General features: G+C 58.5%; 17 protein-coding genes. 13 read left to right on the top strand and 4 right to left on the bottom strand.

Annotation, left to right across the window (positions count from 1 at the left end):
* Positions 1-68 precede the first annotated feature (68 nt).
* Complete coding sequence (locus tag JTJ32_RS15225) at positions 69-773, top strand: Crp/Fnr family transcriptional regulator (protein ID WP_210042544.1); 705 nt, start codon at positions 69-71, stop codon at positions 771-773.
* A 68-nt stretch (positions 774-841) separates the two neighbouring features.
* Here JTJ32_RS15225 and JTJ32_RS15230 read toward each other — a convergent pair whose 3' ends face one another.
* Complete coding sequence (locus tag JTJ32_RS15230; protein ID WP_210042546.1) at positions 842-1,834, bottom strand: AraC family transcriptional regulator; 993 nt, start codon at positions 1,832-1,834, stop codon at positions 842-844.
* A 597-nt stretch (positions 1,835-2,431) separates the two neighbouring features.
* Here JTJ32_RS15230 and JTJ32_RS15235 point away from each other — a divergent pair.
* The 4 genes from JTJ32_RS15235 (at position 2,432) to JTJ32_RS15250 (ending at position 6,521) form a co-directional block, all read left to right on the top strand.
* A complete protein-coding gene (locus JTJ32_RS15235; protein WP_180274399.1) occupies positions 2,432-3,715 on the top strand; it encodes an MFS transporter in 1,284 nt (427 codons plus the stop codon).
* Positions 3,716-3,926: 211 nt separating this feature from the next.
* The gene (locus JTJ32_RS15240; protein WP_184322018.1) at positions 3,927-4,508 is read left to right on the top strand and encodes an alpha/beta hydrolase; all 582 of its coding nucleotides are present in this window, start codon (positions 3,927-3,929) and stop codon (positions 4,506-4,508) included.
* An 81-nt stretch (positions 4,509-4,589) separates the two neighbouring features.
* Positions 4,590-5,540, top strand: coding sequence for a sigma 54-interacting transcriptional regulator (locus JTJ32_RS15245; RefSeq protein ID WP_210042547.1), 951 nt, complete (start codon positions 4,590-4,592; stop codon positions 5,538-5,540).
* A gap of 198 nt (positions 5,541-5,738) precedes the next feature.
* The gene (locus tag JTJ32_RS15250; RefSeq protein ID WP_099229317.1) at positions 5,739-6,521 is read left to right on the top strand and encodes a MetQ/NlpA family ABC transporter substrate-binding protein; all 783 of its coding nucleotides are present in this window, start codon (positions 5,739-5,741) and stop codon (positions 6,519-6,521) included.
* Positions 6,522-6,887: 366 nt separating this feature from the next.
* Here JTJ32_RS15250 and JTJ32_RS15255 read toward each other — a convergent pair whose 3' ends face one another.
* The 3 genes from JTJ32_RS15255 to JTJ32_RS15265 all read right to left on the bottom strand — a co-directional run bounded on the left by JTJ32_RS15255 (position 6,888) and on the right by JTJ32_RS15265 (position 12,111).
* A complete protein-coding gene (locus tag JTJ32_RS15255) occupies positions 6,888-7,505 on the bottom strand; it encodes a GAD-like domain-containing protein (protein WP_184322154.1) in 618 nt (205 codons plus the stop codon).
* Between the two features lie 10 nt (positions 7,506-7,515).
* Positions 7,516-8,877, bottom strand: coding sequence for a DUF6861 domain-containing protein (locus JTJ32_RS15260; RefSeq protein ID WP_210042548.1), 1,362 nt, complete (start codon positions 8,875-8,877; stop codon positions 7,516-7,518).
* A 165-nt stretch (positions 8,878-9,042) separates the two neighbouring features.
* Positions 9,043-12,111: an autotransporter domain-containing protein gene (locus JTJ32_RS15265; protein WP_408004599.1), complete on the bottom strand. Its 3,069-nt coding sequence runs from the start codon at positions 12,109-12,111 to the stop codon at positions 9,043-9,045.
* Between the two features lie 289 nt (positions 12,112-12,400).
* Here JTJ32_RS15265 and JTJ32_RS15270 point away from each other — a divergent pair, with 289 nt between their 5' ends.
* The 8 genes from JTJ32_RS15270 to JTJ32_RS15305 all read left to right on the top strand — a co-directional run bounded on the left by JTJ32_RS15270 (position 12,401) and on the right by JTJ32_RS15305 (position 20,343).
* Positions 12,401-13,297, top strand: a complete 897-nt coding sequence (locus tag JTJ32_RS15270; RefSeq protein ID WP_210042550.1) for a TauD/TfdA dioxygenase family protein — start codon at positions 12,401-12,403, stop codon at positions 13,295-13,297.
* Between the two features lie 13 nt (positions 13,298-13,310).
* A complete protein-coding gene (locus tag JTJ32_RS15275; RefSeq protein WP_231660054.1) occupies positions 13,311-14,192 on the top strand; it encodes an ABC transporter ATP-binding protein in 882 nt (293 codons plus the stop codon).
* Positions 14,193-14,274: 82 nt separating this feature from the next.
* Positions 14,275-15,141 carry an ABC transporter permease gene (locus tag JTJ32_RS15280; protein WP_099229323.1) on the top strand — a complete coding sequence of 289 codons (867 nt, stop codon included), beginning with the start codon at positions 14,275-14,277 and terminating at the stop codon, positions 15,139-15,141.
* 44 nt (positions 15,142-15,185) lie between these two features.
* Positions 15,186-16,205, top strand: coding sequence for an ABC transporter substrate-binding protein (locus tag JTJ32_RS15285; RefSeq protein WP_099229324.1), 1,020 nt, complete (start codon positions 15,186-15,188; stop codon positions 16,203-16,205).
* A 436-nt stretch (positions 16,206-16,641) separates the two neighbouring features.
* The gene (locus JTJ32_RS15290) at positions 16,642-16,854 is read left to right on the top strand and encodes a DUF6124 family protein (protein WP_099229325.1); all 213 of its coding nucleotides are present in this window, start codon (positions 16,642-16,644) and stop codon (positions 16,852-16,854) included.
* 127 nt (positions 16,855-16,981) lie between these two features.
* Positions 16,982-17,977: an RHS repeat-associated core domain-containing protein gene (locus JTJ32_RS15295; RefSeq protein WP_210042551.1), complete on the top strand. Its 996-nt coding sequence runs from the start codon at positions 16,982-16,984 to the stop codon at positions 17,975-17,977.
* A gap of 125 nt (positions 17,978-18,102) precedes the next feature.
* Positions 18,103-19,149, top strand: a complete 1,047-nt coding sequence (locus JTJ32_RS15300) for an RHS repeat-associated core domain-containing protein (RefSeq protein ID WP_099229327.1) — start codon at positions 18,103-18,105, stop codon at positions 19,147-19,149.
* A 75-nt stretch (positions 19,150-19,224) separates the two neighbouring features.
* Positions 19,225-20,343: an RHS repeat-associated core domain-containing protein gene (locus tag JTJ32_RS15305; protein ID WP_236059322.1), complete on the top strand. Its 1,119-nt coding sequence runs from the start codon at positions 19,225-19,227 to the stop codon at positions 20,341-20,343.
* Positions 20,344-20,552: the final 209 nt, after the last annotated feature.

A 20,552-nucleotide genomic window follows, 5' to 3' on the forward strand; every position in this document is an offset into this window, starting at 1 on the left:
AACGCTGATCCGGGTTGTTCACCGTATCGCTTTTGCAATACGACTGCCTGGAAAACAAGGGAGCAAATATGACAAATGGAACGTTATGGCGGTCACGATTGCTGTCCGATTACTGGTTTTCTCATCTGCCCGCCGGTTTGCAGGATAGCCTGCTGGACGCCGCTTTCCAGATTCGCAAGACGCCTGGCAAGACACTCTTCAAAAAAGGCGATCCGGCGTGCGGTCTTTACGTGTTGGTCGAAGGCAGTGTGCGTGTCGGTCCTGCTGCTGACCAACGTCTGGTGCCACGTCTGGAGCCCGTTCGCTTGCCTTGCTGGTTTGGAGAAGTATCGTTGTTCGACGGGCTGCCGCGCAGATTCGACGTGGTATCACAGGAGCAGACGATCTTTCTGCATGTTCCACAGCGCGTGCTAATGGAATTGCTCGATCAGCATCCGCACTACTGGCGCTCGTTTGCCGTTCTGCTCAGCCACAAGCTTGGGCTGCCAATCCCGCGTCCTGAGGAGATGGCCCGATGGCCGGCCAGGCATCGGGTTGCGTGGCGGCTGCTGATGCTGTCCGAAGGCTATGGGAGTCTCAGTCATGCGCGGCGTCTGATCACGCTGGACGAAATCCAGCCGCCCTCTGATCTTTCTCCGGCTGTTTTGCTTGAAGTGCTGCAGGACCTGCATCAGCGCAGGATCGTGCGCCTGGGGGAGGGGCAACTGGAAGTCTTCGAGGTAGAGAAACTGCGCAAGGTGGCGAATTTTTCCAAGGCCAGTGCCGTGTGTTGAAGGTGCCGACCTCGGGGCATTCGACACCGATCAAGCGAATATTCCGGTTCAGACGAAGCAGCGGACCATCAGCGCATCAAATCACTTCGGTACTGCCCCGGCGTCATGCCGGTCCAGCGCTTGAAGGCGCGGCTCAGGCTGTCGATGTCAGCAAAACCCAGCAGGTAGGCGACTTCGCTCAGTGAGCTGTGCGGATCACTCATGTGCAGCAGCGCCAGATTCTGTCGGCATTGGTTGAGCAGCAAGTCATAGCGACAGCCTTCGTCGGCCAGGTGCCGCTGCAGGCTGCGCGGGGTCAGGTGCAGGGCTTCGGCGATGCTTTCGGCTGAAGGTTCGCCGTCCGGCAGCAGGGTTTCGATGGCCGAGCGCACGCGCTGCTCCCAGATCAGCGATGGCAAGGCTTCTGCGCTGGGCACCTGTTCGGCCAGCACAATCGGGTTATCGTCCAGATGACTGTCGAAGTCATTGCAGGCAAATTCCAGTCGGTTCTCCGGCGCCGAGAAAAAAAGCGGCGCTCGAAACAACTCGTGCCAGGGGTGTGGATTTTCAGGCGGTGGACGTTGCAGGTGAACGGCCAGCGGTGCGTAATTCCTGCCCAGCCTGTTGCGGCAGGTGCGTACATAAATGGCGGCAAAGGCATCCAACAGTTCATGGGGTGTCGACTGGCAGGACGCGGGCGCGGTGAAGCGGAATTCGTAACGCTCGCCTGCAGCTCTGAAGTCCAGTTCAAGTGAATCCTCGGCCATCGAGTGATAGCGCACGATGCGTTCGAAAACCTCGCGCAATGAGCCGCTGGCCACCAGCGTGTAACCCAATGCATGAAACGTGGTGGGACTGACAAAGCGCGAGACCCGCAACCCCAGCGCCGGATCGCCGCTGGCCTGCACGGCCAGTTGCCAGAGCTTCGCCGTGGCGCTTGCTGCAAAGCTGGCATCGGGGTCATTGAGCTGCTGCGTATCGACGCCTGCTGCCTGGCACAGGTCGTCACTGTTCAGGCCAAGCGCATCCAGTTGCTTGCGCAGCGCACGGGTCCAACTGGCGAGGCTGCTTGGCTCAGGCATGCGGGCGACCCTTCCTGTCTTCGACTGGCATTCAACGTCGGTCTGTGCCGACAAGGCATCAATGGGCAACTCCTTTGCCTGACGCTGCCTCCAGAGAATGGAAGCTTTTATGACATTTTTGCAAGTGCTGCCTGACTGAATGCAAGGCTTTACACGCAAGAGCAACCAGCAACGCGCGAAAAGTTCAGGTCATCGTATGACAGGGTCCGCACGGCTTGATGCATCAAGCGCGTTTTTTACCGATTGAACGGTGCTATCAGGCGATTTCCGCATTTGACACGCTCATGGCAAATGACTATAAATGCGCCATGTTGTACGACAACATCGAGCTTTCAAAAAATACAATCATAAAAATAATTCAAAGAGTAACAAATCCATGCCCAACGTCCATTCCCCGCTCGGAATCCAGTCGCAATGGTGCGAAAAACACGGCAAAAAAGCCGTAATTCGCCAATTGTGCATCCATTACGCTCTTTCAGTATCAGTAACCTGAAGTTACAAATTCAGTCGCTCCCACGGTCAAGGCTGCGGGACGCTCGTCGCCAATCCAAGAATAAGCAGGGTGAAGAGATGAAAGTAAAAGGCATTCGGTGGTGGATGGTCGGGCTGGTCACAGCCGGTCTGGTCGTCAACTACCTCGCTCGCAACACATTGTCTGTCGCAGCGCCGACGCTCATGAGTGAGCTGAGCATCTCGACCGAGCAGTACGCGCACATCGTGGTCGCGTGGCAGATGTGTTATGCACTGATGCAGCCGATTGCCGGTTACATCATCGACGCCATCGGCACCAAAATGGGCTTTGCGATCTTTGCCGTGGCCTGGTCTGCAGCCTGTGCGGCGGCTGCGTTTGCCACTGGCTGGCAGAGTCTGGCGATCTTTCGCGGATTGCTCGGCCTGACTGAGGCGGCGGGTCTGCCTGCCGGGGTCAAGGCCACCACTGAATGGTTTCCGGCCAAGGAGCGTTCAGTCGCCATCGGCTGGTTCAACATCGGTTCGTCCTTCGGTGCTTTGCTGGCACCACCGCTGGTGGTGTGGGCCATCCTGCACAGCGGCTGGGAACTGGCGTTCCTGATCGTCGGCGGTCTGGGCATCATCTGGAGCGGCCTGTGGCTGTTGCTGTACAAACACCCACGTGACCAGAAACGCTTGAGCGACACCGAGCGCGATTACATCCTCAGCGGTCAGGAAGCACGTTTGAAGGACGCTCCGGCGCAGAAGGGCAGCTGGAAAAAGCTGTTCAGGAATCGCAATTTCTACGCCATTGCCTCGGCGCGGATCCTGTCCGAGCCCGCTTGGCAGACGTTCAATGCCTGGATTCCGCTGTACCTGATGACCGAGCGGCACATGAACATCAAGGAAGTCGCGATGTTCGCCTGGCTGCCCTTTCTGGCGGCAGACATCGGCTGCGTGCTGGGCGGCTACCTCAGCCCGCTGTTTCACAAATACTGCAAGGTTTCGCTGTTCACCTCGCGCAAGATGGTCATGTTGTTCGGTTGCTTCTGCATGATCGGCCCGGCGTGCATCGGGCTGGTTGCGAGCCCTTACACCGCCATCGCGTTGCTGTGCATCGGAGGCTTCGCCCACCAGACCTTGTCGGGCGCGCTGTACTCGATCACTTCGGATTCGTTCGGCAAGAATGAGGTGGCAACGGCCACCGGCATGGGCGGCATGTTCGGTTTCCTCGGCGCGGCGGCGTTCACCATGGTGTTCGGTGTGCTGGTCACCAAGATCGGCTACAGCCCGCTGTTCGTCGTGCTGGCAATCTTCGACATCATTGCAGCGTTTGTGGTCTGGACCGTGGCGCGTGAAGTCACCCAGAAAGACGATCCGCTGATCGTGAATGACATCGCACCGGACACCCGCCCCGTGCCTGCGACCTGATGCGGCGTCGCACGGTTGTCATAAAGGCCGGTTAACCTTCGCACTGTAGTTTTTTATTCAGGGCCGTTCCTTCAAGGCAGGGAGCGGTCCTTTTTTTGCCTTGCGCTTTATATTCTTTTTAGGAATTAATAAATATCTTCTTATTCCTTAGCGAATATATGTTCCGTCCCTATACTCGCCCCATGAACGCATACGTGCAGGAGGCGAATCCATGCATAACGAGTCGATCCGGTATCTGATCCTGCCAGGATGGCAGGGGTCCCCTGATAATCACTGGCAAACCCACTGGCAGAACAGCCTGCCCAACAGTGCGCGCGTCGAGCAGGCTGACTGGCTCAAGCCGCGCCGTGAAGACTGGGTGGGTGAGTTGCAGCGCGCCATTGCTGCACAAGACACACCCGTGATCCTGATCGCTCACAGCCTGGGTTGCATCACCGTCGCGCATTGGGCGCAACTGGCTCCGCTGGAAACGCTGCGTCAGGTGCAGGGCGCGCTGCTGGTAGCGCCTGCCGATGTGGATCGTCCGAACTGCCCGCCTGCGTTGCGCAACTTCTCCCCGATACCCACCGACCTGCTGCCGTTTCCGACCCAGATTGTCAGCTCCGACAACGACCCGGCCGTCAGCTCGCAGCGGGCGATGGAAATGGCCCGTCACTGGGGCGCCGAACTGGGGTTTCTGAGCGAAGCCGGGCACATCAACGTCAAGTCCGGCCACCAACGCTGGGAGCAGGGGTTCGCTTATCTGTACCGTCTGCAAAATCGTCTGGAGCAACACGCGCGTCGTCGCGCATGACCGGATTGCCTTGTACTGCGGGCCATCCGGCCCCGTTTTTTCAACGCCTGAGACCGTGAACGGCTCGGGCGGGAGTGCGTCATGAGCCTTCACGAAACCTTCGGTCAGCCGCTGCTGACCTTCCCTGATTCCGACAAAAGCCCGCTGAGCATTCGCGCCAAGGCGCTGGTCTTCATCGACCCGCGTTCGCGCCAGTTGCGCGAGGAAATGGAATTGCTGGCGCCGCGTTCGCTGCCCGTGTTGATTCGCGGGGAGTCGGGGACGGGCAAGGAATTACTGGCGCGGCATATTCATCGCGGCAGTGATCGCTCCGGCCTGTTCGTCTCCGTTAACTGCGGCGCCATCAGCCCGACCTACGCCGATGCCGAGCTGTTCGGCTACGCGGCAGGAGCGCACAGCGGCTCGGTCAGCAGCCGCGCAGGCTGGTTCGGTTCGGCCAACGGCGGCACCCTGTATCTGGATGAAATCGGTGACTTGCCACTGCCCATCCAGGTGAAGTTGCTGGCGGCGCTGGAGAACCACGAAGTCACCCGAGTCGGTGCGCATCAGCCCAGTCCGTTAGACGTGCGGCTGGTGGCGGCGACCAGCATCGATCTGGCGCAGGCGGTGGCGGCCGGAAAATTCAATGAGCGGCTTTACGACTACCTGCGCGAAGGAAAACTCGACCTGCCAGCGTTGCGCGAGCAGCCCGGCAACATCCTGCCGCTGGCCGAGTACTTCGTCGGTATCTACAGCCAGCGTCTGAATCTGCCTGTGCAACTGGTCAGCGAGGCCGCGCAGAAAACGCTGGAAGCCTACAGTTGGCCCGGCAATACCCGCGAGCTTGAGAACGTCATCCATTTTGCGCTGCTGGTCAGCCAGGGCGACGAAATCCAGCCCGAAGACATTCACCTGCCCGAACTCGCCAGCCCTCTTGCACAGATCGAGCATCAGACCCGGCGGCTGCTCGCTGAAGACGATCCCGGGCAGCTTGCTGCGCTCAGGCAATTATTGGAAACAATCAACGAACGGCTTGAGCAAGACCCGGCATAACCCTTGTCGCAGAGCGCTGCTGATGAGGTCGAACAGGACTTTGAGAAAAAAAGCATAAGCATTTGCTTAAAAAGTCTTTTCTCGGAATAAGAAATCTCGGTAATGTCCACATGATGTCGCAGCACGGGATAGCGCCGCGGCAAACCACTGAAAAGGCGTCATTTTTTGTGACGCTCACGGATTCGCTAAGGACATTGCATGAAAAAGACGTTGTTGATGACCGCTCTGGCGGCTGCTTTCTCGATTGGCCTGGCGCACGCCGGTGAAAAACTGGTTGTGGGCGCCACGCCTGTGCCGCATGCGGAAATCCTTGAGCTGATCAAGCCGACCCTGGCCAAGGAAGGTGTGGACCTGGAAATCAAGGTCTTCACTGACTATGTTCAGCCGAACGTGCAGTTGAGCGAGAAGCGTCTGGACGCCAACTACTTCCAGACCAAGCCTTACCTGGATGGCTTCAACAAAGGCAAGGGCACCAACCTGGTAACGGGTGTTGGCGTACACGTCGAACCTTTCGGCGGATACTCCAAAAAGTACAAGAAAATTGCCGATTTGCCTGAAGGCGCAACCGTTGCCATTCCGAACGAAGGCAGCAACGCCGGTCGCGCACTGCTTCTGCTGCAGAAGAACGGTCTGATCACCCTGAAAGACCCGACCAACGCGCTGGCCACGCCGAAAGACATCGCCACCAACCCGAAGAAACTCAAGTTCCGCGAGCTGGAATCGGCTGTACTGCCGCGCGCACTGGGTCAGGTTGACCTGGCCTTGATCAACACCAACTACGCGCTGGAAGCCAAACTCAATCCGCAGAAAGACGCCCTGATCATTGAAGGTGCCGATTCGCCGTACGTGAACTTCCTGGTTACCCGCGAAGACAACGCCAACAGCGACGCCATCCAGAAACTGTCCAAGGCCCTGACCAGTCAGGAAGTCAAAGACTTCATCAACAAGAAGTACGACGGCGCGGTACTGCCGGCGTTCTGATTGAACTGATTGCGACCACGCTCTGCGCATAAGTTGCTGGACACCGCGGCCTCTTCGGGGCCGCGATGTCCCTCAGCAAACACGCAGTTGTGGGAGGCGGCTTGCCGGGGATGAAGTCAGCACGGTTTGTCAGAACAATCGCCGTCATTATTCATCGTCAGACTGCCGCCCGGATCAAACTCACGCCCATGGGATATAGGCTCAGCCAGCCTCTACCGTTTATCGGGGAGCTTCAGGGCGCGCTGAGACGTCCCATACCCCTCAAAACGCCAACGTCACCCGCGCATTCAACGCCTGATCGGTCGTGTCGCTGCCGATCTGTCCGTTGTAGCTCACGCCCACGCTCAGGCGTTCACAGACTCGTGATCAGGCTTCTGGAAACCCCCACTCCTGAAGCGGCGAGAGTTGAGAAAGAAATTCAAGATGCTCGATGACTTTAACTTTTTGTAGATTTTTCAGTTCCATGGGACCGCCAAGTGCGAGAGCGGGTACGAAGCCATACATTTCATCGCTTTTAAGCATGCCAAGCACTTCAAGAGCGGGTTTAAAAAGCTCGATAAGATCATTATGGTCAGGCTCTAGGCACGAAAAAAAAACTCTAGCTCCAAGATCAAGCTTATCCTCCGTAAACATTGAGGAATGTGAAGAGAAGCGCCCCATCAGCGAGGATATTGTCAAGCAATGCCCTTTTCTCTCTCCCCAGACATAAAGCACTCCAAAAGCACCGCGTGCAATGACATGATAATCATCTTGCCCATAAAACTCTGTACCCGCGAGCCACTGATCGAGTATTTCTTGATAGGGCTGAGGATTGACGACCCAAAACATCCCACTTGCATACCCGCACCAGCCGTACTCGCTCCAATAATCTAATAGCTGCTTGGGAAGTTTTCCTTGGTATCGGGCAATGCTTGACTCTGGAACCTCCTCTCGAATGATTGAAGGCCCAAAGTTTTTAACAAAATATGCATAATCCTCATCCACAATTTGCTCCTTATCTACACCTTTCAAGTTTTGCATTAATCTTCATAGCGCCACGATCAGTCTTGGGAATACTTTTCGCCGCCACGTCGAGACCGCTGATGCGAGCAGACCATTGAGGCCCTATACTCGAGTTAATACGCCGATCACCGAAATCATTAATTCTGTCTTTTCCTCCGGCAGAAAGATCCGGATTATGCAGTGCAGCCAAAGTGTTCATTTTTTCCGAGGCTAGCTGGTTGGCTAAATTTTTTGCCTGCCCCACTGAGATATTTTTTGACCTTAACTCACGAAAAAGATCGACCACCATATTGTTCGTGAATTGCTCTCGCGCGGCTTTAGCCACCTTCGGATCCCTAACCACATCCTTACTCGTAAACGCTTCCCGCCCCTTCAAATACTCATCCACCGTCAGATCATTCAACCCCTTCTGCTGACCCGCCAACTGCCGGTCAAACTCAGGAATCCGATCAAGGTGTTTCGGGCTCACATTGAAGCATGGCACCTTGTGCTCCGGCATGCCTGACAGTTTTCTGGATGGCGGCTGGTCCGCTTGATGAGGGGGAGGTGGTGCCGGTTGTTCATCACGGCCAACTGCACTTCTACGCGGCTCGGATTGTGGCAGGTCGGTGCGCCTCTTCAGCGCGTCCTCGTGTTTGAGCATCCACTGCCCCAACCTTGCGCCTTTTGAGCTGGCCTGCATTTCACTCGCCAGCACAGAAGCGTTACCACGACCACGGGTGAGGTACGCAACGATGGCACCCAATAACAGCAGCACCATTTCTTCATGGCCTCGCGCGATCTGATCCGCAGCCCTGTCTACAGCCTGGAAGTCATCACCGCCAAAGGGGTTGAGGCCATGATCTCCTCGTGTGCCGTTCCACACGATGGAAATCCCGCTCAGGTAATACTCACCGATACGCGGCAGGTTATCGACGAGGAATTCGGCAATCGACATCAAGCCCAACGCACTCAGTATCCAGGTGCTGACCTGCAAGCCCATCATTGCGCCCGCAGCGCCGAACGGAACAGCTCCTGCACCACCAAACAAAGTACCCACGCCAGCCCCTATGGCACCTCCGGTCAAGGTGCTACCTGCGACAATCATGGCGACCTGGGTTGCAACGTCGATCAGATCATTGACGATACTGGAGATGTCGATGTCCGAAAAACGTCGCCTCAACCTGTTGGCAGCCGTCCATTCAGCACGGGTAAATGCGCTTCTGAGGTGGTTGATGCGGCGGAGATGGAGCGCTAGCGTCGGGACGGGTTTATTGTTGTGGATGCGGTAAGTGCCGCCACCTTGATAACCCACGCTGTGGGTAATGCGGTTTTCTATCTCGAACCATGTGGGCACGATATTCCATATCGGCATCCAGCGTCTCCCTGACGTTTGTGGATCATTACGCTGGGACGATAGGGATGGAGGGGAAGTGAAGTCAAAGCGGTTTGGGCATTTCTGATTGGTCCTACGCATTGCGTCGTAGAGTCTGACGCGCTGCCCGCTTTATCAGAAACGGGCAGCGACTGCAGTGCTTGATTAAAACGCCAACGTCACTCGCGCATTCAACGCCTGATCGGTCGTGTCGCTGCCGATCTGTCCGTTGTAGCTCACGCCTACGCTCAGCTTTTCACTCAGCCCCAGGTCCACGCCCGCGCCCAACACGGCTGCGTTGCGCGCAATCGGTGCGCCGGAGAGTGCGAAGGTGTCGCCGCCGCTGAAGGCTGCGCGGCTTTCGGGTGTCACGTCGCCGAACGCACGGCGCCAGCCGACGGTGGCGTTGGGCTGGACGTCAACGCTGCCCACGTTCATGTGCGTGGCTGCCCGCAGGCCGAGAGTGCTGAAGGTGACGTGGTTTTCCTCGGATTTGTTGCGCAGGCTGATGGCGTTGCTGTTTTCGTCGAAGCCGTCGGTGTCCAGCCTTACATGGGCAAGGTTGGCGAAGGGTTCGAGTTGCGCGTTGCCCAGTTCGATGGCATAGCCGAGCTCACCGAATACCTGATTGGTCGCGGCCTGATAATCCTGCTTGAAGCGCTCGGAAGAGCCCGGCAGGTCCAGCGTGCGCTTGGCCGTCAGGTCATGCCAGGTTCGCACTGCACCCAGACGCAGGCCCAGTTGGCCCCATTTTGCGCCGCCGTAGACACCCAAGTGGTAGTTGTCACTGTCGCTCGAACCCGACGCATGGCGCAGGTCGAAACTGCTGCGGCTGAAACCGGCGAGCGCACCGACACGCCAGGTATCGTTGACCGGCACGTCGGCACCGAACAACAGACCGCTGGTATGGCTGTCCAGGCCAGAGGCGTCTTGGGTGCTGTCGGTTCGGCCGGTTGCGCCAATGGCCTGAGTCCAGACCAGACCGCGAGAGGCATCGCCTGCCAGGGTTTGCGAAGCGCCACCGGACGCTTGCCCGGATTGCGACTGCTGCAGTCGGTCTGCAATGGCGTTACGCACCAGGCGACTGTCTTCAATCAATGCAGACTGAGTCGAGGCATGCAGTTCGTTCGATAGCGCGTTGAAGGTCGCTTGCGCGGTTTGCGCGTCTTCCTGCACAACGCTTCTCCACAGCGCATTGCCTGCGCCTGCGCTATCCAGTCCCTGAGCGACTGCCCGGGCGTTGCGACTGTTCGCGAGGCTGGCGAAGCTTTGCGCGTTGCGGTCAAGCGTCAGGCCGACGTCGGTTGCGGTGTAATTGAGGGTGGGCGTCAGGAACGCGAAGTTCGATTGCACGTTGTTGAACGTGCCGTTGATGCCGCCCGCTGCCGAGAGGATCGAGTAACGGCTCGCCGCGACCCAGTTGCCGGCCTCGACCAGTGAAACGGTGGCGTTGTTCAGCGTGGCGCGGCCTGTGGCGACAATGCGGTCGGCGTTACCGGCGGCATCCGACTCGATCTGATAGACCGAACCCTGCGCAAAGTTGACGTTGCCGTTGACGTTCAGCTGGCCCACGGAATTGCCCGGCGCGACGACACCGCCTGACGCCGCATTGATGCCGCCCACCGAGCCATTGCCACCCAGCACTGCACCTGAGTTCACGGTCACGACCGAGTTGCCGAGGTTGCCGTTCACCGCCAGTCGCCCCGCCTGCACAGTGGTCGCGCCGGACAGGCTGCTGTTGCCGGTCAGGTTCAACGAGCCTGCGCCTTGTTTGATCAATGCGCCGTTGCCGGTGATAGCGTTGCTGAAGGTGTCATTGGTCGACTGATCGAGCACCAGCGTCGCGTTGTCGGTGATTGTCCCGCTGCCGAACGCCTGGGCGTGACCGGTCAGGACGCCGCCGTTGATGACAGTGCCCCCCGAGTAAGTGTTGTTGCCAGTCAGCATCAGGTTGCCAGTGCCGTTCTTGATCAGGCCGCCGGTGCCTGAAATGTCGTTGCGCCAGGCATCGATGGCGTTATAGCCGCCAAGGCTGGCGTTCATGTTGACCGTGACGTTGGAATTGAATGCGCCATAACCGTCACCTGCGGCGTACAGGTTCAAACGGCCGTAGCCATTGGACTGATCGATTACTGCGTACCCCGAAGAAATCTCGGTGGTGCCCAGAATCTCGCGGCGCTGGCTGGCGTCCAGGTACGGGAAGCGGGTTTCCAGCAGCACTTCAGCGTTGACCGGCACCACGGGCGCGAGGTTGGTCGGGCCGACCGGGCTGAAACCGTAGGTCATGCGTGCGGTGTACAGCGCCTTGTCCTGGGCGTGTTGGGACGTGCGGTCGGTAGCCGGATCAATCTTCGCCACACAGTTATTCACATCGCCGCCACACTGCGCGGTGAAGTAGGCCAGCGCTTGGGCGCGGGCATCGGCGCGCAGCTGGGCGTTGGTCGGGTTGGACAGGTTGTCGATGGCGAAATAGGTGGCCGTGATACGCCCGCCCATCACATCGAAAGGCGAGTGCATACCGGCTTCGATGCGGTTATCACCAATGTCCGAGGCACGCAGCATTAGTTCGCTATAGCGCTCGGGAATCGCATAGGCGAGGGCGATGGATGACAGGTACGCCGCGTTGGTGTGGCCACTCGGGAAGCCCGAATCGCTGGCGGGCGTGGTGCTTTTTGCCGGGCGCAGAGAAGGCTGCACCACGAATTCCAGATTCTGGCCGTCCAGCGTCTGACGCCACGGACGCGGGTACAGATAATGGGACTTGGCGGGGGTGGTGGACGCGTCGTTACGCACGGCTCCGACCAGATCGACGACCTTGCCCAGTGCCGAGGATGAGCTGCCCGCGCCGTTGCCCTTGTCGTCGTACTTCACGGTCTTGTTGGTGTCGTCGAACTGGGTAATGGTGGTGAAGGCGCCGGAGCCTGTCTTGTACGCATCGCTCAGCGAGCCCAGACCACTGATGGCGCTGTAGCTCTGGTCGCGGCGGTCATCGAAATACGCGGCGGTTTCCTGCGCGAGTGTGCGCGAGTTGGCGCGGTCGAGTACCAGTTGCAGGTTGCGCCTGAGCAGGCTTTGACCCAGCGCGGTCGGCGTGCCGGTGTCCCAGGTCGCGCCGGTCGTCCACAAGGTGTTGAAGCCCGATAGCAGGTCAACGCCGTTGATGCGGTCATCCCCTGACCTGCCTGCTGCGTGTACTGAAACTGCAAGCAGCGACAGTATCAACGTCGATACCATGACATGGGCGGTGGGTTTGACGCTCGGCATATTGCTGTCCTGCACGCAGTTGAAAGAAGGCGCTGACGCTAACAAGCCGTTCTTACAACTGGATGTATCGCCCGTGACACATTTATGTGGGGCTCGCAGCACACACTTGGACTGTGGGAGGCGGCTTGCCGGCGATAGATGGCCAGCGGGCAGGGTGCTATCCCATTCCGCGCTATGCATATTCCCCAACGGTATTTAAAATCCGTTTCTTATAGCTATACAGTTCCTGCTTCAGTCACATTCTGGAGTCGGAGTTCTCATGCCCGCAGCCTCCCTCGTTTCATCGTCCGCTTCACTGGCCTCGCAATCGTTCGACGTGCGCCCATTCGCCGAAAAGGTGGGCGCTGAAATCGTCGGGCTGGATTTGTCCAGGTCGTTGAACGACGCCGACTTTGCGCGCGTTCATCAGGCGCACCTTGATTACCACGTCATCGTGTTTCGTGATCAGCACATCACGCCGCAGCAACAGATCGATTTCAGCCGTCGTTTCGGCGTGCTGCAGATCCACGTGCTCAAGCAGTTTCTGTTGGCCAACCACCCGGAAATCCTGATCGTCTCCAACATTGTCGAGAACGGCCAGCCGGTCGGTCTGGGCGACGCTGGCAAGTATTGGCATTCGGACCTGTCGTACAAGGAGCTGCCTAGCCTGGGCTCGATGCTGTACGCACAGGAGTTGCCCAGCGAGGGCGGCGACACCCTGTTCGCGAACATGCATCAGGCGTGGGACACGCTGCCGCAGCACCTGCGCGATGCGGTCGAAGGGCGTTCTGCCGTTCACAGCTACACCGCGCGTTATTCCGAGGGCCACAACGCGGTCAACTGGCGCCCGACCCTGACCGCCGAGCAACTGGCTCAGGTAGCCGAAGTGAGCCATCCCATCGTGCGCACCCACCCTGAAAACGGTCGCAAGGCGCTGTTCGTCAGTGAAGGTTTCACCACGCGCATTCTGGGTCTGCCGGAAGACGAGAGCCGTCAGATTCTCAACGAAATCTACGCACACAGCGTTCGCCCCGAGCATATCTATCGCCATCAGTGGCAGCCCGACGACATGGTGTTCTGGGACAACCGTTCGCTGATCCATCTGGCGGCGGGCTGCCCGGCGCATCTGCGACGCAAGCTGCATCGCACGACCATTCAAGGCTCAGCGCCGTTCTGATGGAGAACCGTTCATGAATGCTGCTCTGCAAGGCCACACGGCCAGCCAGAACACCCCATCGCAACCGGCCGCTCAGCACACCACTGAAGCCTTGTTGCAGGTTCGCGGCGTCAGCCTCGAATACCGTACGCCCGAACGCGTGGTGCGGGCGACGCATCAGGTCAGCTTCGAGGTGGATCCGGCAGACCGTTTCGTCCTGCTCGGCCCATCGGGCTGTGGAAAATCCACGCTGCTCAAGGCGGTGGCCGGTTTCATCCAGCCCAGCGAAGGTGAGATCCGGCTGGCAGGCAATCAGGTGCGCGAGCCTGGCCCGGACCGCATTGTGGTGTTTCAAGAGTTCGACCAGTTGCCGCCTTGGAAAACCGTGATCGAAAACGTCATGTTTCCGCTGCTGGCGTCGCGCACCTTGAAGCGTCCCGAGGCGCTGGAACGTGCGCGTTATTACCTGGAGAAAGTCGGGCTCAGCGCCTTTGCCGATGCTTATCCACACACCTTGTCCGGCGGCATGAAAGCGCGCGTGGCCATTGCCCGGGCGCTGGCGATGCAGCCGAAAATCCTGCTGATGGACGAACCCTTCGCCGCACTCGATGCCCTGACGCGCCGCAAGATGCAGGAAGAGCTGCTGGAGCTGTGGGACGAAGTGCGCTTCACGCTGTTGTTTGTCACCCATTCCATTGAGGAAGCGCTGGTGGTGGGCAATCGCATCCTGTTGCTGTCGCCCCATCCGGGGCGTGTACGTGCCGAGATCAACAGCCATCAGTACGACCTGAAAAGCCTGGGTGGTGTCGGTTTCCAACAGACCGCCCAGCGCATTCATCGCCTGCTGTTCGATGAGGGCGAAGCGGGGCAGGTCGATGAAGAACTGAATTTCCAGGACATCCGGATCGCGTATTGATCGTTGCTGACCGAGCCTGCGCAGAGCATGGGCGCGATCAGACGAGCCGCGCTCCATATAGACAATCAGGGAACCGAACACCATGAGCCTCGCACCTCCCGTTCGCGAAGAATACGAAATCACGCTGCAGCCCTTCACTCAGGAAGACCTGGCCCGCGATCTGCCTTTGGCCCAGCGCATCTGGCAACTGGGCTGGGTGCGCAAGACCGTGATCATGATTGCGCTGGCCGTGGTCTGGGAACTCGCTGCGCGTCTTCAGAACAACGACCTGCTGCTGCCCAGCTTTCTGCAGACCGCCGCTGCGTTCTACGACGGCATCGTCAGCGGCGAACTGCCGGGCAAGGTCTGGATTTCCCTGACCGTGCTGATTCAGGGTTATCTGATCGGCATCGTCCTCGCGTTCGGCCTGACCACGCTGGCGGTGTCCACACAGCTGGGTCGTGACCTGCTCGGCACCCTGACCGCGATGTTCAATCCGTTGCCCGCCATTGCGCTGCTGCCGCTGGCGCTGCTGTGGTTCGGGCTGGGGCAGAACAGTCTGATTTTCGTGCTGGTGCATTCGGTGCTGTGGGCGCTGGCGCTCAACACTTACGCAGGTTTTCTCGGTGTTTCCGAAACCCAGCGCATGGCGGGTCGCAACTATGGGCTAAAGGGGTTGCGCTTTGTCTGGCACATCCTGATTCCGGCCGCGCTGCCGTCGATTCTGGCGGGCCTGAAAATCGGCTGGGCGTTCGCCTGGCGCACCTTGATCGCCGCCGAGCTGGTATTCGGCGCGTCTTCGGGCAAAGGCGGGCTTGGCTGGTACATCTTCCAGAACCGCAACGAGCTGTACACCGACAAGGTGTTTGCCGGGCTGGCGGCGGTGATCCTGATCGGTCTGCTGGTGGAGAACCTGCTGTTTGCCAACATCGAGCGCCTCACAGTCAAGCGCTGGGGCATGCAACGCTGAATCAAACCCATAACGACTCTTTGAACGACTGGAGCGAGCATTTCATGGCAACTTCTTTCAAGCGTCCGGTGCTGACTGCACTGGCGGCGACAATCGGTCTGTTTGGCGCACTGCTCAGCAGCGGCGCGCAGGCCGAAGGCAAGATCAGCATCGCCCAGCAATTCGGCATCGGTTACCTGATTCTCGACGTGGTGCGTGATCAGAAACTGATCGAAAAACACGGCAAGGAGCAGGGCCTCGACATCAAGGTTGACTGGAACAGCATTTCCGGCGCCACGGCCATGAACGAGGCGTTGCTGGCGGGCGCGCTGGACGTGGTGTCGGCTGGCGTGCCGCCGATGCTGACGGTCTGGGACCGCACCAAGGGCAAACAGAACGTCAAGGCCATCGCCTCGCTGGGTTCGATGCCTAACTACCTGCTGACCAACAACCCCAACGTGAAGACGATCAAGGACTTTACCGACAAGGACCGCATCGCGGTGCCGGCCGCGGGCGTGGGTTTCCAGTCGCGTACTCTGCAGATCGAAACCGCCAAGGTGTTCGGTGACGACAACTACAAGAAATTCGACAACATCTCGGTCAGCCTCGCGCACCCAGATGCCACGGCGGCGTTGATCGCGGGCGGTTCGGAAATCAACTCACACTTCTCCAGTCCGCCGTTCCAGTATCAGGCGCTGGAAAACCCGAACGTGCACAAGGTGCTCAGTTCCTACGATGTATTGGGCGGTCAGGCCACGTTCAACGTGCTCTACACCACCGAGAAATTCCACGACGAGAATCCCAAAACCTATAAGGCGTTCTACGACGCACTGGCCGAGGCGGAGAAGATCATCAAGGCCGACAAGGCAGCGGCTGCGCAGACTTACATCCGCGTCGAGCAGTCCAAACTGCCGTTACCGCTGGTGGAAAAAATCGTCTCCGACCCTGAAATCGATTTCACCATCACCCCGCAGCGCACGTTCATCTACGCCGAGAAGCTGCATGAGCTGGGCGTGCTGAAGAACAAGGCGGCAAGCTGGAAGGATTACTTCTTCGAAGAAGCGCAGGGTGGTGCGGGGAGTTGAGGCAGGTGTCTGCTGAGGTCCTGAATTAACGGTCGGGGATTTCAAGCGCACTGATCGTGCCCATGCTTCGCGTGGGCATGCAGCTTCCGATATGTTGAAGTGCGTGTGTAACCTGAGCTAACGAAAATCCGCTTTTGAAGGGCGATTCTTTCAGGCCTTTCCCTTTCCTCAGTACGAACTTTCCTAGAAAATCCCGGGCCCTTGTGTGCATGAATTCTGGACACTAGGCTGCGTCGGTCGCTGCGTTTCAGCGATCGGGTTTAGCAGCCTGCCCAGAGTCACGAATACAGGAACCGCTTGATGGCGGCTTTGCGTGGGGCACCTTAAGGTGCGCCGGGTTTCGTGTTCTCTACCGGTCTGCTAACCCGTGTCAAAGTCGCCACCCTTTTCGTTTAGCAGCGAATGCAAGGTGGCCTTATCAGTAGAGACCACAGCAATGATCAACTCCACCCCGGCTCCACCTCACACGTCCCTCGAAGAAACCCTGATCCAGGTCAGTGACATCCTGCGCTGCGCCTCGGCCGCTGCGTACGAATCCGGCGATGCCCTCAACGGCGCGAAACGCGACCTGGCATTCTCGGTGGTCCACCTGATCGACATCGCCAGAACCCGGCTGGATCGCTCGCTGGAGGATATCGCCACGTACTGAGCGCAGCGGCAAACCTCGCAGTTCTGTCAGTAGCAGCTTACGTACACGGCGATGCAGAGTAGCGGTGTGAGCAAGCGCATTTTGCTCGCACCGAACACCTGCAGATCAGCCAGCACGGATGCGTGAAATGCCTCAGAACCCGATCCTCTGCCGCTACCGCTACGATCCTCTGGACCGGCTCGCCACCCACACCCCATTGGCGCAGGCCGCTGTTCGGATGTTCTATCAGGCCGACAAGCCGATCACTGAAACCCAAGGCATCGACCAACGCAGCTTCTTGCGCCACGACCACCAATTGCTGGCCTGCCGGGCGACTGAGGGCCATTCCTCCAGCGTGTCACTCACGGCCTCTGATCATCAGCAAAGCATCATGAGCGTGGTCGCACCCAGGCAGATTGAAGCGATTGCGTACACCCCCTACGGCCACAGCATTCCGCTGGCTCACCTGCCTGGCTTCAACGGTCAACCCTGCGACCCGATCACGGGCCATTACCTGCTGGGCAATGGTTATCGTGCCTTCAATCCTGTGTTGATGCGCTTCAACAGCCCGGACAGCGTGAGTCCTTTTGGCAAGGGTGGTTTGAATGCCTATGCGTACTGCGCCGGGGATCCTGTCAATCGGAGCGACGCCAGTGGGCATGATTGGCTTGATATTGCGCTATCGGCTGCCTATATCGGTGCTGGCCTGGCGACGGCTGGAATTGGTCTGGCAATGGCTCGGCCTTCGTTGAAAGCAGTGTTCAGAGGGGTAAAGGTGAAAGGCGCGGCCGCCGACGTAAGCCCGCCGCCACCCGCACTCAGACGGCCTGCCAATACGAGCGAGAAGCTTTCGGCTGTCGTCGCAGTAGGCGCAGTGACCGCCGGTATTGCTTGGGGCTCCGCGTTCATTGTCAAAAACGCGGCCCCCGACTCACCCCTGCAAAAGCCTCTGGCCGGACTTGCGGTGGCACTGAGCTTTTCCACGCTGGGTTTTCGGGGATTTAATTTCGCTCGCGCCGAAATGGCAAAACTTGCAGCCAAGCGTGCGACTGCCGCAGCAGTCAACCCCCGACCCAGCCTCCGTAGCCAATCCTCTAGCGTGCGGGGTAATGAGAGTGAGCTTGTGGAGGACACACGGCTCTGACCTGGATTCGAACAACGCCGGGACTACTCACGTTTTGCCGCTGCTGCGTTGGCATTTCTGCCAGTGGACCTGCATGCCGAACCGGCGCACGCTTGAATTCTGTCTGACTCATCAGGGACGTGATCATGACGCTTCTTTGCACCTATACCTACGATCCACTGGACCGAATCGCGACACTGAGTCCCTTGGCTCAGGCACTCACTCAACGCTTCTACTGCAACGGACGAATGACGACTGAGCGTCAGGGAGACCTGACGCGCACATTGTTCCAGGCAGCCACTCACCTGCTGGCGCAACTGAATCGGGAGGGCAATGACAGTGCTGTCGATTTGATCGTTACTGATACGCAGAACAGCGCGTTGGGAGTGACCACCGCGGCGCAACAGATCGATATCGCCTATTCGCCTTACGGCCATCGCGACCCTGACCTGCTCGGCACCGCGCTGCCGGGTTTCACCGGCGCACAACCCGAGCGGGTGACGGGGCATTACCTGCTGGGCAATGGTTATCGCGCCTTTAACCCGACGTTGATGCGCTTCAATAGCCCTGACAGCCTGAGTCCATTCGGTAAGGGCGGGTTGAATGCGTATGCCTACTGTGCGGGCAATCCAGTCAACCGCATTGATCCTACCGGGCATGTCGATTTTTCTATACCGGTTACTGCACTAGGTTTATTGAGTGTGTTTGCTGGGGCTGCCACCCTCATAGCGGGTGCGTTCACTCAGAGCTCAAACCCTGAGCTCTCCGGGAAACTTTTAACCGCCGGAGCGGTTCTGGGTGGCTCCGGCTTGGCACTCTTGGGTGGGGTGACAGCCACCCGCAGGATCGGTGCAAGAAAAAAAACGCTCACTTCACCTTCAGTCAGTTCGCCCGGATCGAAACATAGACCCGGTTTCAGCGGTCGAGGTGGTGATGACTCCTATTCGAATCTGATTAAACGTATAGAAAATCTTGAAGATAAGCGAGCCATCAGCGCCATAAAACTGCAAAGACTGGATCAGCATGCTCTTGAAGACCCCGCTTACCTGTCTCGGCGTCTACCCACCGTTGCAGGACTTGAACGGATCGCCTTCGCGATACCGCTCCCGCCCGACACGACCTTTGATGAAATGAGGTTACTTCTGTCTCATGGCAATTTTCCTATGCGAAGTATAAGAGAGTCGGGCGCTTGAATACTCACAGGGTGCCGTTTGCTTTCAGGCGGCAACGGGCCTGTCTGTTCAATAAAGTTATTGGTGTTCCCAAGCATGCCAAAGGACACCTTCTTTAATCATAGGGACATGAACATGACGCTTCTTTGCACCTACACCTACGATCCGCTGGACCGAATTGCGACACTGAGCCCCTTGGCTCAGGCACTCACTCAACGCTTCTACTGCAACGGACGAATGACGACTGAGCGTCAGGGAGACCTGATGCGCACATTGTTCCAGGCAGACACTCACCTGCTGGCGCAACTGAATCGGGAGGGCAATGACAGTGCTGTCGATTTGATCGTTACTGATACGCAGAACAGCGCGTTGGGAGTGACCATCGCGGCGCAACAGATCGATATCGCCTATTCGCCTTACGGCCATCGCGACCCTGACCTGTTCGGCACCGCGCTGCCGGGTTTCACCGGCGCACAACCCGAGCGGGTGACGGGGCATTACTTGCTGGGCAATGGCTATCGCGCTTTTAACCCGACGTTGATGCGCTTCAATAGTCCGGACAGCCTGAGTCCATTCGGTAAGGGCGGGTTGAATGCGTATGCCTATTGTGCGGGCAATCCGGTTAACCGCATCGATCCGACGGGGCAGATGAGTTTCATTTCACTCGGGGCTATAGCCGGTTTGATACTCACGACTGCTGGCATTGGAGCCACGGTAGCCGGCGGGGTGACTAAGGAGTCAAACCCGGAACTTTCCATGCCACTGATCATAGCAGGGAGCGTGACCGCAGCCCTGGGAGTGGCAGTACTGGGCAGCTCGGTCGGTGCGGCGCTTGCAAGAAGGGCTAACCCAGGACGCACTGAAGTCCTTGCAGGACTACAACCGCATGGTGCTGCTCCTGGACGTCGTGCGGCGCGAGAGCGCGTGAATAATTTTGTTTCAGGCAATGGCGCACTGCGAGGGCGCAGAAACGGCATTTCTGCACCGTCTGGCCCATCACGAGGCGATGGGAGTCGTGCTTTTTCCATCAATGAACGAGGTTCTGCTGCTCAAAGGGATAGGCCTCCTGCCTACGAGGAGTTGTTTTCGCAGGGCAATCTTGAGTTGCCTCCACCTTCTTACGACGAGGCTATGGCAAGGCCGGCGCGTGTCATTGAGTTTTCGTCAGATCAGATCAGAAGGTCCGTGCCAGATGTGCGTGAGACAACTGCCTGAGAGATCCATTGCGTGATATCTCGCATGCCTGCTGCTGGGTGATCATGGCAGGCATGCGTGATCGACGCGTTTGCCCCGTCCAATTGCTCGGGCATCTTGCGCCGCCATCAAACCTGCCCTGCCAGTCACACGGACCTCTATTGCGAGCGCCTACAAGGAACCCTCCCGCGCGCCAACAGTCGCATGTTCACGTGATTCTCTCGTAACCC

The organism is Pseudomonas alliivorans (assembly GCF_017826695.1).
GTDB classification, from domain to species: domain Bacteria; phylum Pseudomonadota; class Gammaproteobacteria; order Pseudomonadales; family Pseudomonadaceae; genus Aquipseudomonas; species Aquipseudomonas alliivorans.

Bases quoted from the DNA above. Each gene is read 5' to 3' on its own strand.
- JTJ32_RS15225 (WP_210042544.1), top strand. From the start codon at position 69: ATGACAAATGGAACGTTATGGCGGTCACGATTGCTGTCCGATTACTGG.
- JTJ32_RS15230 (WP_210042546.1), bottom strand. From the start codon at position 1,834: ATGCCTGAGCCAAGCAGCCTCGCCAGTTGGACCCGTGCGCTGCGCAAG.
- JTJ32_RS15235 (WP_180274399.1), top strand. From the start codon at position 2,432: ATGGTCGGGCTGGTCACAGCCGGTCTGGTCGTCAACTACCTCGCTCGC.
- JTJ32_RS15240 (WP_184322018.1), top strand. From the start codon at position 3,927: ATGCATAACGAGTCGATCCGGTATCTGATCCTGCCAGGATGGCAGGGG.
- JTJ32_RS15245 (WP_210042547.1), top strand. From the start codon at position 4,590: ATGAGCCTTCACGAAACCTTCGGTCAGCCGCTGCTGACCTTCCCTGAT.
- JTJ32_RS15250 (WP_099229317.1), top strand. From the start codon at position 5,739: ATGAAAAAGACGTTGTTGATGACCGCTCTGGCGGCTGCTTTCTCGATT.
- JTJ32_RS15260 (WP_210042548.1), bottom strand. From the start codon at position 8,877: ATGCCGATATGGAATATCGTGCCCACATGGTTCGAGATAGAAAACCGC.
- JTJ32_RS15265 (WP_408004599.1), bottom strand. From the start codon at position 12,111: ATGGTATCGACGTTGATACTGTCGCTGCTTGCAGTTTCAGTACACGCA.
- JTJ32_RS15270 (WP_210042550.1), top strand. From the start codon at position 12,401: ATGCCCGCAGCCTCCCTCGTTTCATCGTCCGCTTCACTGGCCTCGCAA.
- JTJ32_RS15275 (WP_231660054.1), top strand. From the start codon at position 13,311: ATGAATGCTGCTCTGCAAGGCCACACGGCCAGCCAGAACACCCCATCG.
- JTJ32_RS15280 (WP_099229323.1), top strand. From the start codon at position 14,275: ATGAGCCTCGCACCTCCCGTTCGCGAAGAATACGAAATCACGCTGCAG.
- JTJ32_RS15285 (WP_099229324.1), top strand. From the start codon at position 15,186: ATGGCAACTTCTTTCAAGCGTCCGGTGCTGACTGCACTGGCGGCGACA.
- JTJ32_RS15290 (WP_099229325.1), top strand. From the start codon at position 16,642: ATGATCAACTCCACCCCGGCTCCACCTCACACGTCCCTCGAAGAAACC.
- JTJ32_RS15295 (WP_210042551.1), top strand. From the start codon at position 16,982: ATGCCTCAGAACCCGATCCTCTGCCGCTACCGCTACGATCCTCTGGAC.
- JTJ32_RS15300 (WP_099229327.1), top strand. From the start codon at position 18,103: ATGACGCTTCTTTGCACCTATACCTACGATCCACTGGACCGAATCGCG.
- JTJ32_RS15305 (WP_236059322.1), top strand. From the start codon at position 19,225: ATGCCAAAGGACACCTTCTTTAATCATAGGGACATGAACATGACGCTT.